The following is a 12,749-nucleotide window of genomic DNA, read 5'->3' as shown; positions in this document are numbered from 1 at the left end:
GTGCCGCATATCACGACGCAAATGCCAGCCCGGTATCGCGCCAGCTATACACAGTATAGCGGCCCGACACCCGCCGACATTAATTACGATGGGTCAAAATCGAGTCGACCAGACCGTACTCAACGGCTTCTGGTGCCGAGAGGAAGCGATCGCGTTCCGTATCGCGCTCAATCTGCTCGAGTGGTTGACCCGTGTGCTGCGCCATAAGTTCATTCATGCGCGCTTTAACTTTTAGAATTTCCCTGGCGTGGATTTCAATATCCGTCGCCTGCCCCTGATAGCCGCCCAGCGGCTGGTGGATCATCACCCGGGAGTTAGGCAGGCAGAAGCGCTTACCCTTAGCGCCCGCGGTCAGCAGGAACGCGCCCATTGAAGCCGCCTGCCCCATACAAATGGTGCTGACATCCGGCTTAATGAATTGCATGGTGTCATAGATGGACATTCCTGCCGTGATCACCCCGCCCGGTGAGTTGATATACAGGTAAATATCTTTTTCCGGGTTTTCCGCTTCCAGGAACAGCATCTGCGCTACGATCAGGTTTGCCATGTGGTCTTCCACCTGGCCTGTCAGAAAGATAACGCGTTCCTTGAGCAGACGGGAGTAAATATCGAAAGAGCGCTCACCGCGTGAGGTCTGCTCAATAACCATAGGCACCAGGGCCATATGGGGTGCATTTTCTCGTTCGCCACTGTATGACATATCCGTCTCCTGGATAAGAATTTTAAATACCTGCTGTACTGATTGTAACCTTGCGGACGGAGTATCAGCCAGTCTGTCTGTTACATCTCCACGATATGGGGATGATTTCGCTCTGGTTCAAGCATAACAATCTTTTGCTATTACGCTAACCCCGAAACGCCGTTTTGGCACGCTTCGCCATCTCATAATGCAACAAAAAAACCCGCTGCCCTGCGGCAACGGGTTTTTTGTTCAAACTTTAAACTCGCAGAGCAAAAATTACGCCTGCTGGTTCATCAGTTCGTTGAAAGACGTTGCCTTCTCAGACACTTTCGCCTTGCTCAGTACCGCTTCTACAGCCTGCTCTTCCAGGGCAACGTTACGCATGTTGTCCATCAGCTCTTTGTTTTTGCTATAGAATTCGATAACTTCTTTCGGATCTTCGTAAGCAGAGGCCATCTCTTCGATCAGCTCTTTAACGCGATCTTCGTCAGCTTTCAGCTCGTTGGTGCGAATCACTTCGCCCAGCAGCAGGCCAACAACAACGCGGCGTTTAGCCTGCTCTTCGAACAGTTCACGCGGCAGCTCCATCGCCTGCTTGGCGTTACCGCCAAAGCGCTGAGCAGCCTGCTGGCGCAGCACGTCAATTTCGCTTTCAATCAGGGCTGCCGGCACGTCGATGTCGTTAGCGCTGACCAGGCCATCAATAGCCTGAGACTTAATGCGGTTACGCACGGCGCCTTTCAGTTCGCGATCCATGTTCTTGCGCACTTCTGCACGCAGGCCATCGACAGAACCGTCTTCAACGCCGAAACGGCTGATGAATTCAGCAGTCAATTCCGGCAGCTCGCGCTCTTCAACTTTCTTCAGGTTGATCGCGAATTTAGCCGCTTTACCTTTCAGGTTTTCAGCGTGGTAGTCTTCCGGGAAAGTCACGTCGATAGTGAATTCTTCGCCCGCTTTGTGACCTTTAACACCGTCTTCAAAGCCCGGGATCATGCGGCCCTGGCCCATGGCCAGAACGAAATCAGTGGCTTTACCGCCTTCGAACTCTTCACCGTCAACAGAACCGGTGAAATCCAGCGTTACGCGATCTTCGCCTTCTGCAGCGCCGTCTTTATCTTTCCAGGTTGCCTGCTGCTTACGCAGGGTGTCCAGCATGCCGTCAACGTCGGCATCGGTCACTTCAACAACCGGTTTTTCAACTTCAATAGCGTCAAGGCCTTTCAGCTCAACTTCCGGGTAGACTTCAAATTCAACCGCGTAAGTGTAATCTTCACCCTGCTTGTATTCACCCGGTACATACTTCGGCGCACCGGCTGGATTGATTTTCTCTTTGATGATCGCATCTACAAAGTTGCGGCTCATCAGGTCGCCCAGCACGTCCTGGCGAACGGAGGTGCCATAACGCTGAGCAACGACATTCATCGGTACTTTGCCCTTGCGGAAACCGTCAATGCGTACTTTTTTCGCAACGTCAACCAGCTCGCTTTTTACAGCGTTTTCGATGCTGTCAGCAGCGATAGTAATCGTTACACGGCGGCCAAGGCCCTGAGTGGTTTCAACTGAAACTTGCATCTTGTTACCTCAAAAAAATCACAATGCCCGGTCAACTCTGAATTCGACTGCGCGCTCGCGGGACGTGGCAAAATCACCTTCCCTGTCGCCAGAATCATCCCGAAGACGTTCCTAAATAAGACGCAGCATTATAGCGGCATCACTGTGGTGAGTCGAGAACGGGAATCGCGCTTCTGTACGCCATTTCTGTCAATCTGGCGCCGAATTTACCCGTAAAAAGCCTTACCCCGCTCAGAATTTAAGCAAAATAAAACGGCCCGCAGGCCGTTTTTTTCTTAATCGGTATGCAACATACTGGAAAAGCTCCCGCAGTTGCAAATGTCTCTTCAGGCCAGACTGCTGGCCCCTCGACATGATGGGGAGGCAAAGACCGTATCCTGAAGCCCTTCCCATTCCTTAACTGTGTATGTATGTAGAGCCAGCGCATGAACCGTTGAGGCGAGCTCAGCGGCTAACGTGCTGTAAATCATACGATGGCGATTGAGAAAACGTTCCCCGCTAAAACGATCGCTCACCAGCACAACCTTGAAATGGCTTTCTGAGCCCGCCGGGACGTTATGGCGATAGCTTTCATCGGTTACTTCGAGGAATAAGGGGTCAAACTCGGCCCTTAATTTTTCTTCTATCTGTTCACGTATCATCATGAATTTACTCCTCCGACAACGCTACGATGCCGTCTTCCCTTTAGATATTAGCCGCTTTTACCGTTTCCATTACATAAAAACAACAAAAAATTAGCTTTCGGAGGAATTACCCACTCAATGCCAGAACTTCTTGTCATTCTTTGGCCGGAGGACTATCGGGACACGCGTAACCATTACCGGGTCGAAATACCTAAGATGATGAATTTACCTGCGCCACCTACTTCCCCTCGCCGTTGGCGATGTTATGATGGCGGCAATTTTTCGCATGTTTTTAACAGTCCTATTGAGAACCACACCATGTTAAAGAAAATTCTCTTCCCGCTGGTGGCGATGTTTTTGCTGGCGAGCTGCGCCAAACCGCAGACGACGATTGAAGTCTCACCGAAAATCACCCTTCCCTCTCAGGATCCTAGCCTGATGGGCGTGACCGTCAGCATCAACGGTGCCGATCAGCGTCAGGACCAGGCGCTGGCAAAAGTTACCCGCGACAACCAGCTGGTAACGCTCACCGCCTCTCGCGATCTGCGTTTCCTGCTGCAGGAAGTGCTGGAAAAACAGATGACCTCCCGCGGCTACATGATTGGGCCGAACGGCGCCGTCGATCTGCAGATCATTGTTAACAAACTCTATGCCGATGTCACTCAGGGCAACCTGCGCTACACCATAGCGACGAAAGCCGATATTGCGATTTTCGCTACCGCGCAAAACGGCACTAAGATGACGAAAAACTACCGCGCAAGCTATTCTGTCGAGGGCGCACTGCAGGCCTCCAATAAGAATATCGCCGATGCGGTAAACAGCGTGCTGACGGACACCATCGCCGACATGGCGCAGGACACCAGCATCCACGACTTCATCAAACAAAACGCCCGATAAGAGAAATCGGCCCCGGACGTGTGCCGGGGCCGCCACTGAATAATCATGTCCAGCCACTACCTGCGCCTGTTTCGCCAACAAAAATCCATCATCCTGCTGATTCTGGGATTTGCCTCCGGGCTGCCGCTGGCGCTTACCTCTGGCACGCTGCAGGCGTGGATGACCGTTGAAAATATCGATCTTAAAACCATCGGCTTCTTTTCTCTGGTTGGGCAGGCTTACGTCTTTAAATTCCTGTGGTCGCCGATGATGGACCGCTACACGCCGCCGTTTCTCGGCCGCCGCCGCGGTTGGCTGCTGGCGACCCAGGTGCTGCTGCTGATTGCTATTGCCGGGATGGGCTTTCTCGAGCCCTTGAGCCAGCTGCGCTGGATGGCAGCGCTGGCGGTGATTATCGCCTTTTGTTCCGCCTCTCAGGATATCGTTTTTGACGCGTGGAAAACCGATGTTCTTCCCCCTGAAGAGCGCGGTACCGGTGCCGCGGTCAGCGTGCTGGGCTATCGGCTGGCGATGCTGGTTTCCGGCGGTCTGGCGCTGTGGATGGCAGACAGATGGCTGGGATGGCAGGCAATGTACTGGCTTATGGCGTCTTTGATGGTGCCTTGTATTATCGCTACGCTGCTTGCGCCCGAGCCCAGCGAGGCTATCCCGGCCCCCAAAACTCTTGAACAGGCCGTTGCAGCCCCGCTGCGCGACTTTTTTGGCCGCAACAATGCCTGGCTAATCTTACTGCTGATTGTGCTCTACAAGCTAGGTGATGCGTTTGCCATGAGCCTCACCACCACCTTTCTGATCCGCGGCGTGGGCTTTGATGCCGGCGATGTCGGCGTCGTGAATAAAACGTTGGGCCTGTTTGCAACAATCATTGGCGCACTGTACGGCGGCATGCTGATGCAGCGGCTGTCGCTGTTTAGGGCGCTGCTGATCTTCGGCATTTTGCAGGGCGCATCTAACGCGGGCTACTGGCTTTTATCGGTCAGCGATAAAAATATTTTGACGATGGGCGCTGCCGTTTTCTTTGAAAATCTCTGCGGCGGCATGGGGACATCGGCTTTCGTAGCGCTACTGATGACCCTGTGCAATAAATCCTTTTCGGCCACCCAGTTTGCGCTGCTCTCGGCACTCTCGGCCGTTGGACGCGTTTATGTCGGCCCGGTCGCCGGATGGTTTGTTGAAGCGCACGGCTGGCCAACCTTCTATCTGTTCTCGGTATTTGCCGCTGTACCCGGCCTGCTTTTGCTGATGATGTGCAAGCAAACCCTGGAGTACAGCTGGCAAACGGAAACCTTTATGCCCAGGATCCACTATTCGGGAGCCTATTCACTGGCGATAAAGGTGCTGGGGGCAGGTTTTTCGATTCTTGCCATCTGGCTGGTGCTGCTGATTTGCAACGCGCTGGATGTCACTCACTTCTCATTCCTCAATGCCCTGCTGGAATGCGGTGCGCTGATTGCGATTGCCGGCGTAGTGCTCGGGGCTCTCCTGGATGCAATGGCGCTGCGTAAAACGGCCAGAGACTAAATTAAACAATCACTCCGCGTGCTAATTACCAGAGGAAATTATTGTTAATTCTATTTATCCATTTTTCCCGATTGTTTTTTTGTGCCTTACAAATTATCGGAACTTATTGGCAACTCCGTTAATTTAAATCATTATCGTTAACCGATTCAGCTATGCTTAAATATTTTATATTTTCCAAATGTCACTTCAATGATAATTAAATGTTAATTAGTTGTGCCATTTCGTTTTAAGTTATGCCTCTCCCACGGGATATTCACCTTTAAATATCTATTTTGTTATAACACCGACGACGCCGCCGCCTTCTGCTGACACCGGACACACTCAGCAACACCTGTTTCACCATCAGCCGAACTCAGCAACACTGCAAAGACACTACTCCAATCATGTTTACAGTAATGTAACCTTACCGTAAAATGCCCGCACACTTTAAACGCCACCCGATCCCGTGGAATTGAGGTCGTTAAATGAGACTCAGGAAATACAATAAAAGTTTGGGATGGATGTCACTAATCGCAGGTTCTGTATTACTCAGCGGCTGCGATTCGGCACTCCTCGACCCAAAAGGACAGATTGGACTGGAGCAACGTTCCTTAATACTGACGGCTTTTGGCCTGATGATGATCGTCGTAATTCCAGCCATCTTGATGGCCGTTGGTTTCGCCTGGAAGTATCGTGCGAGCAATAAAGATGCTAAGTACAGCCCTAACTGGTCACACTCCAATAAAGTGGAAGCTGTGGTCTGGACAGTGCCGATTCTGATCATTTTGTTCCTTGCCGTACTCACCTGGAAAACTACCCACGCTCTCGAACCCAGCAAACCGCTGGCCCATGACGAGAAGCCAGTGACCATAGAAGTCGTTTCTATGGACTGGAAGTGGTTCTTCATCTATCCGGAGCAGGGCATTGCTACCGTTAACGAAATTGCCTTCCCGGCAAACGTTCCGGTGCACTTCAAAGTGACCTCAAACTCCGTGATGAACTCGTTGTTTATCCCACGTCTGGGTAGCCAGATTTACGCCATGGCGGGTATGCAAACCAACCTGCACCTGATCGCTAACGAAGCGGGTACTTACGACGGTATCTCCGCAAGCTACAGCGGCCCGGGCTTCTCTGGCATGAAGTTTAAAGCCATTGCCACGCCTGACCGTGCAGCGTTCGATCAGTGGGTCGCAAAAGTGAAGCAGTCTCAGAGCACCATGAACGACATGGCCGCCTATGAGAAAGTGGCTGCACCGAGCGAATACAACAAGGTTGAATACTTCTCCAGCGTGAAACCCGATTTGTTTACAGACGTTATCAACAAATTTATGGGTCACGGTCACATGAACATGAGCCAGCCCGCCGGCGAGCATAGCGCGCACGAAGGGATGGAAGGCATGGACATGAGCCACGCGGAAACCGCTCATTAAGGGGCCGAGGAAGAAACGATGTTCGGAAAATTAACACTGGATGCAGTCCCCTACCATGAACCAATCGTCATGGTTACGGTGGGTGCCATTATCGTTGGGGGTCTGGCGCTACTGGCGCTGATCACTTACCTCGGTAAGTGGGGATACCTGTGGAAAGAGTGGCTCACTTCGGTTGACCACAAAAAACTAGGCGTTATGTACTGCATCGTCGGTATCGTAATGCTGATTCGCGGCTTCTCTGATGCCATCATGATGCGTAGCCAGCAGGCGCTCGCGTCTGCGGGTGAAGCTGGCTATCTGCCTCCGCACCACTACGACCAGATCTTTACCGCTCACGGCGTTATCATGATCTTCTTCGTGGCGATGCCGCTGGTTATCGGCCTGATGAACGTGGTTATTCCGCTGCAGATTGGTGCGCGCGACGTCGCGTTCCCGTTCCTGAATAACCTGAGCTTCTGGTTCACCGTCGTTGGTGTGATCCTGGTTAACCTGTCTCTGGGCGTGGGTGAATTCGCCCAGACCGGCTGGCTGGCCTATCCGCCACTATCGGGGATCGAGTACAGTCCCGGCGTCGGGGTCGATTACTGGATATGGGCGCTTCAGCTCTCCGGTATCGGTACAACGCTCACCGGTATTAACTTCTTTGTAACCATTATCAAGATGCGCGCCCCGGGCATGACCATGTTCAAGATGCCGGTTTTCACCTGGGCCTCTCTGTGCGCTAACATCCTGATTATTGCTTCATTCCCGATCCTGACCGTCACTATCGCGCTGCTGACCCTTGACCGCTATCTGGGTACCCATTTCTTCACCAACGAAATGGGCGGCAACATGATGATGTACATCAACCTGATCTGGGCCTGGGGCCATCCGGAAGTTTATATTCTGGTCCTGCCGGTATTCGGCGTGTTCTCAGAAGTGGCGGCGACATTCTCGCGCAAGCGCCTGTTTGGCTACACCTCGCTGGTGTGGGCAACGGTGTGCATTACCATCCTGTCGTTTATCGTTTGGCTGCACCACTTCTTTACTATGGGTGCCGGCGCGAACGTAAACGCCTTCTTCGGTATTGCCACGATGATCATCGCTATCCCGACCGGGGTTAAGATCTTCAACTGGCTGTTCACCATGTACCAGGGCCGCATCGTGTTCCACTCCGCGATGATGTGGACCATCGGCTTTATCATCACCTTCTCGGTGGGTGGTATGACCGGCGTGCTGCTGGCCGTTCCGGGCGCGGACTTCGTGCTTCACAACAGCCTGTTCCTGATTGCCCACTTCCACAACGTTATCATCGGTGGCGTGGTATTCGGTTGCTTCGCTGGCGTGACTTACTGGTGGCCAAAAGCCTTCGGCTTCACGCTGAACGAGAAATGGGGCAAGCGCGCGTTCTGGTTCTGGATCATCGGCTTCTTCGTTGCCTTTATGCCGCTGTACGTTCTCGGCTTCATGGGTATGACCCGTCGCCTGAGCCAGCACATTGACCCGCAGTTCCACCCGATGCTGATGATTGCAGCCTTCGGTGCGGCGCTGATTGCATGCGGTATCGCCTGCCAGCTGATTCAGTACTACGTCTCTATCCGCGACCGTCACCTGAACCGCGATTTAACTGGTGACCCGTGGGGCGGCCGTACTCTGGAGTGGTCAACCGCTTCTCCGGCGCCGTTCTACAACTTTGCCCACGTACCGCAGGTTCACGAACGTGACGCATTCTGGGAAATGAAAGAGAAAGGCGAAGCTTACGTGAAACCGGCTGGCTATGAAGAAATTCATATGCCGAAGAACAGCGGCGCGGGCATCATCATCGCAGCGTTCGCCACGGTATTCGGTTTTGCCATGATCTGGCACATCTGGTGGATGGCGATTGTCGGTTTCCTCGGCATCATCATTACCTGGATTGTGAAAAGCTTCGACGAGGACGTGGATTACTACGTGCCGGTTGCAGAAATTGAAAAGCTGGAAAAACAGCATTTCGATGATATTTCTAAAGCAGGGCTGAAAAATGGCAACTGATACTCTGACCAACGCGCACGCCCACGCGCATGAACATGGGCATCACGATACAGGGCCGATGAAAGTCTTCGGTTTCTGGATCTACCTGATGAGCGACTGCGTGCTGTTCTCGATTCTGTTCGCGACCTACGCGGTGTTGGTTAACAACACCGCCGGCGGTCCGGCAGGCAAGGACATTTTCGAACTGCCGTTCGTACTGGTTGAAACCGCACTGCTGCTGTTCAGCTCCATCACTTACGGCATGGCCGCCATCGCCATGTACAACAACAACAAGAGCCAGGTTATTTCCTGGCTTGCCCTGACCTGGCTGTTTGGCGCAGGGTTCATCGGGATGGAACTGTATGAGTTCCATCACCTGATTGCTGAAGGTATGGGCCCGGATCGCAGCGGCTTCCTGTCTGCGTTCTTCGCGCTGGTAGGTACTCACGGCCTGCACGTGACCTCCGGCCTTATCTGGATGGCAGTCCTGATGTTCCAGATTAAGCGTCGCGGCCTGACCAGCACCAACCGCACCCGAATCCTTTGCCTGAGCCTGTTCTGGCACTTCCTGGATGTGGTTTGGATCTGCGTGTTCTCTGTAGTCTATCTGATGGGGGCGATGTAATGAGTCATTCTACCGATCATGGCGCTTCCCACGGCAGCGTAAAAACCTACATGACAGGCTTCATCCTGTCGATCATCCTGACGGCAATTCCGTTCGGGATGGTGATGAGCGGTTCGGCTTCTCACGCGGCGCTTATTGGCACCGTGCTGGTCGCCGCGGTGGTGCAGATTGTGGTCCATCTGGTGTGCTTCCTGCACATGAACAGTAAGTCGGATGAGGGATGGAACCTGACCGCATTCGTCTTTACAGTCTTGATCATCGCGATCGTGGTCATAGGCTCCATCTGGATTATGTGGAACCTCAACTACAACATGATGATTCGATAAGAGCGGCGTGTATGTTTAAGCAATACCTGCAAGTAACAAAACCAGGCATCATCTTCGGTAACCTGATCTCGGTGCTGGGCGGTTTCCTGCTGGCCTCAAAAGGCAGCATCGACTTTCCGCTGTTTGTTTACACTCTGATTGGCGTGTCGCTGGTTGTCGCGTCTGGCTGCGTGTTTAACAACTTCATCGACAGGGACATCGATAAAAAGATGGAGCGGACCAAGAATCGGGTGCTGGTAAAAGGCCTGATATCCCCATCCGTTTCGCTGGTGTACGCCACCTTGCTGGGTATTGCTGGCTTCATGCTGCTGTGGTTTGGCGCAAATCCGCTGGCCTGCTGGCTCAGCGTGATGGGCTTCGTGGTTTATGTCGGGGTTTACAGCCTCTACATGAAGCGCCATTCAGTCTACGGGACGCTCATTGGCTCACTCTCCGGCGCAGCGCCGCCGGTGATTGGCTACTGCGCGGTCACTAACGAGTTTGACAGCGGTGCGGCTATTCTGCTGGCGATTTTCAGCCTGTGGCAGATGCCCCACTCCTACGCCATCGCGATTTTCCGCTTTAAGGATTATCAGGCGGCAAACATTCCGGTTCTGCCGGTCGTTAAGGGCATTTCCGTCGCCAAAAACCACATCACGCTCTACATCATCGCCTTCGCCGTTGCGACGCTGATGCTCTCTCTGGGCGGCTATGCCGGATACAAATATCTAGCGGTTGCCGCGGCAGTGAGCGTCTGGTGGCTCGGCATGGCGCTGCGCGGTTATAAAGTTGAAGATGACAAAGTCTGGGCGCGCAAGCTGTTCGTCTTTTCCATCGTCGCGATAACCTCGCTCTCGGTGATGATGTCTGTCGATTTTATGGTGCCGGATTCACATAATCTGATGGCTGCCATCTGGTAACATTCCAGGCGGTGAAAAGGGTGCTTCGGCACCCTTTTTTATTCGTACGTCTCGTCCTATCAGGTTGTAATATTTGCTAAATAACCTCGTATTTACCCCGCCCTTCCCCGCCTTTACACTGTACGCGGCTTTTAATCTGAGGTGGAAATGAACGATTTTAAAATGACGCCGGGCGAGCTCCGCGCCACCTGGGGTCTGGGGACGGTTTTCTCCCTGCGTATGCTGGGCATGTTTATGGTTCTGCCCGTTCTGACCACATACGGAATGGCGCTGCAGGGCGCCAGCGAAGCGCTTATCGGCCTGGCAATCGGTATTTATGGTCTGGCGCAGGCCATTTTCCAGATCCCTTTTGGTTTACTTTCAGACCGGATTGGCCGCAAACCCCTAATTGTCGGTGGATTGCTGGTATTCGTCATCGGCAGCGTTATTGCCGCACTCTCTGACTCTATCTGGGGCATTATTCTCGGGCGCGCCCTGCAGGGCTCCGGCGCTATCGCCGCGGCAGTCATGGCGCTACTTTCCGACCTTACCCGCGAGCAAAATCGCACCAAAGCGATGGCCTTTATCGGCATCAGCTTCGGCATTACCTTCGCCATCGCCATGGTGCTCGGCCCGATTGTGACCCACCGGCTCGGGCTGCACGCGCTGTTCTGGATGATTGCCGGACTTGCCACGCTCGGCATTCTGCTTACCCTTTGGGTAGTACCGGACAGCAAAAATCACGTGCTCAACCGTGAATCCGGCATGGTAAAGGGCTGCTTTAGCAAAGTGCTGATGGCGCCCGCGCTGTTAAAGCTCAACTTCGGCATCATGTGCCTGCACATCATGCTGATGTCGACTTTTGTTGCCCTGCCGGGCCAGCTTGAGGCCGCCGGCATGAAGGCCGCCGATCACTGGAAAGTGTATCTGGTCACCATGGTTATCTCATTTGTCGCGGTCCTGCCGCTGATTATCTACGCGGAAGTTAAGCGGAGGATGAAGCGGGTTTTCCTGGGCTGTATCGCCATTCTGCTGATTGCCGAAATTGTCCTGTGGGGATCCGGCCCTCACCTGCGCGAGCTGATTATCGGCGTCCAGCTATTCTTCCTCGCCTTTAACCTGATGGAGGCGCTACTGCCCTCGCTTATCAGTAAAGAGGCGCCGGCAGGCTACAAAGGCACCGCCATGGGCATTTACTCCACCAGCCAGTTTCTGGGGGTGGCGATCGGCGGCTCCCTCGGCGGCTGGCTTGACGGCTTCTTTGATTCGCAGACGGTATTTCTGATGGGCGCCCTGCTGGCCACCGTCTGGCTGCTGGTAGCGATGACGATGCAGGAACCGCCCTACGTTAGCAGCCTGCGTATCACTATCCCGGATGACGTTGACGCCGATGAAACCCTCAGGCAGCGCCTGCTGGCAAAAGAGGGGGTCAAGGATGCGCTGGTGATCGCCGGCGAGCGGTCCGCCTACGTCAAAATTGACAGCAAAGTCACCAACCGGTTTGATGTCGAACAGATAATCCGCCCGGCATAATCTCAGGCGAACGCGGCGGGAAAATCCTTCACGCCGCTATAAAGCATATAGAGCGCGAAAAGCCCCAGCACCATAGCCGGGAAGCGTCCCGCCAGCGCGCTCTGCGATAACCCCTTCGCCCGCCGATTCACAAAAACTCCGACGGCTATCCACATCGCAGATGCCGCCAGCAGCCCTGCGCTAAACGGCAGCAGATGCCCGATAGCACTGCCCCATTCACGGTACCAGCCGTGCGGAAAAATAGCGGAAGCGAGGATAAACCCTTTCGGATTAAGCAGGGTTGAGGAGAAAAGCATGCCGGGACCGATGAATTTCGCATTCTCCTGCGAACGCCATGCGGTCTTCCACATGCCCGCAGCAAGGCGAAACAGATACACCGCACAGCCGATTTTTATCAGCGCCGACGCCGTAAAAGAGCCCGCAAGGAGATCGTACAGAAGCGACCATGCCAGAATCGCCAGCCCATAGCCGCCCAGGCCGGCCAGTACCAGCCCGACCGCGCCGCGATAGCCCTGCAGCATGCCGGCACTGAATAAAAGCGTGTTGGTCGGACCGGGTACGAACAGCAGCGGCGCACAGATGAAGACAAATGTGAGCATTGTTGAAAATCCTTTTTCACACCCACGCCGGAGTAATGATTCGCGGCGCAGTAACAGCGCGGGGCGATGTTGCCACCGCCCCGCGTCACTCA

General features: G+C 53.8%; 12 protein-coding genes. 8 read left to right on the top strand and 4 right to left on the bottom strand.

Features of this window, described 5'->3' with window-relative positions:
- Positions 1 to 79: 79 nt before the first annotated feature.
- The 3 genes from clpP to bolA form a co-directional block, all read right to left on the bottom strand.
- Positions 80 to 700, bottom strand: coding sequence for an ATP-dependent Clp endopeptidase proteolytic subunit ClpP (clpP, locus tag QZ766_RS21325; RefSeq protein ID WP_297206989.1), 621 nt, complete (start codon positions 698 to 700; stop codon positions 80 to 82).
- Positions 701 to 958: 258 nt separating this feature from the next.
- Positions 959 to 2,257, bottom strand: coding sequence for a trigger factor (gene tig, locus QZ766_RS21320; RefSeq protein WP_297206987.1), 1,299 nt, complete (start codon positions 2,255 to 2,257; stop codon positions 959 to 961).
- A gap of 326 nt (positions 2,258 to 2,583) precedes the next feature.
- Entirely contained in the window at positions 2,584 to 2,901 is a 318-nt protein-coding gene (bolA, locus tag QZ766_RS21315) for a transcriptional regulator BolA (RefSeq protein WP_297206985.1), read from the bottom strand.
- A gap of 297 nt (positions 2,902 to 3,198) precedes the next feature.
- Here bolA and QZ766_RS21310 point away from each other — a divergent pair, with 297 nt between their 5' ends.
- From QZ766_RS21310 to QZ766_RS21275, 8 genes are all read left to right on the top strand, one after another.
- A complete protein-coding gene (locus tag QZ766_RS21310; RefSeq protein WP_297206983.1) occupies positions 3,199 to 3,777 on the top strand; it encodes a lipoprotein in 579 nt (192 codons plus the stop codon).
- A gap of 45 nt (positions 3,778 to 3,822) precedes the next feature.
- Complete coding sequence (ampG, locus tag QZ766_RS21305) at positions 3,823 to 5,298, top strand: muropeptide MFS transporter AmpG (RefSeq protein ID WP_297206980.1); 1,476 nt, start codon at positions 3,823 to 3,825, stop codon at positions 5,296 to 5,298.
- 464 nt (positions 5,299 to 5,762) lie between these two features.
- Positions 5,763 to 6,707, top strand: a complete 945-nt coding sequence (cyoA, locus tag QZ766_RS21300; RefSeq protein ID WP_297206977.1) for a cytochrome o ubiquinol oxidase subunit II — start codon at positions 5,763 to 5,765, stop codon at positions 6,705 to 6,707.
- A gap of 18 nt (positions 6,708 to 6,725) precedes the next feature.
- On the top strand, positions 6,726 to 8,717 hold the full coding sequence (gene cyoB / locus QZ766_RS21295; protein ID WP_297206974.1) for a cytochrome o ubiquinol oxidase subunit I: 1,992 nt from the start codon (positions 6,726 to 6,728) through the stop codon (positions 8,715 to 8,717).
- Positions 8,707 to 9,321 (top strand): cytochrome o ubiquinol oxidase subunit III, encoded by a 615-nt coding sequence (locus tag QZ766_RS21290; protein ID WP_297206971.1) that lies wholly within the window; start codon positions 8,707 to 8,709, stop codon positions 9,319 to 9,321. The genes cyoB and QZ766_RS21290 overlap by 11 nt, the downstream gene beginning before the upstream one ends.
- A complete protein-coding gene (locus QZ766_RS21285; protein WP_297206967.1) occupies positions 9,321 to 9,647 on the top strand; it encodes a cytochrome o ubiquinol oxidase subunit IV in 327 nt (108 codons plus the stop codon). Before QZ766_RS21290 ends, QZ766_RS21285 begins: the two co-directional genes overlap by 1 nt.
- A gap of 11 nt (positions 9,648 to 9,658) precedes the next feature.
- The gene (gene cyoE / locus QZ766_RS21280; protein WP_297206964.1) at positions 9,659 to 10,546 is read left to right on the top strand and encodes a heme o synthase; all 888 of its coding nucleotides are present in this window, start codon (positions 9,659 to 9,661) and stop codon (positions 10,544 to 10,546) included.
- Between the two features lie 147 nt (positions 10,547 to 10,693).
- Positions 10,694 to 12,058 (top strand): MFS transporter, encoded by a 1,365-nt coding sequence (locus QZ766_RS21275; protein WP_297206962.1) that lies wholly within the window; start codon positions 10,694 to 10,696, stop codon positions 12,056 to 12,058.
- 2 nt (positions 12,059 to 12,060) lie between these two features.
- Here the strand turns inward: QZ766_RS21275 and QZ766_RS21270 are convergent, their stop codons facing one another.
- Positions 12,061 to 12,657: a LysE family transporter gene (locus QZ766_RS21270; protein WP_297206960.1), complete on the bottom strand. Its 597-nt coding sequence runs from the start codon at positions 12,655 to 12,657 to the stop codon at positions 12,061 to 12,063.
- Positions 12,658 to 12,749: the final 92 nt, after the last annotated feature.

The organism is uncultured Pluralibacter sp., from assembly GCF_913775985.1.
In the GTDB taxonomy this organism is placed as follows: Bacteria; Pseudomonadota; Gammaproteobacteria; order Enterobacterales; family Enterobacteriaceae; genus Pluralibacter.
The sequence above is the reverse complement of the archived record's forward strand: the minus strand, read 5'-3'. Positions and strand labels throughout refer to the sequence as shown.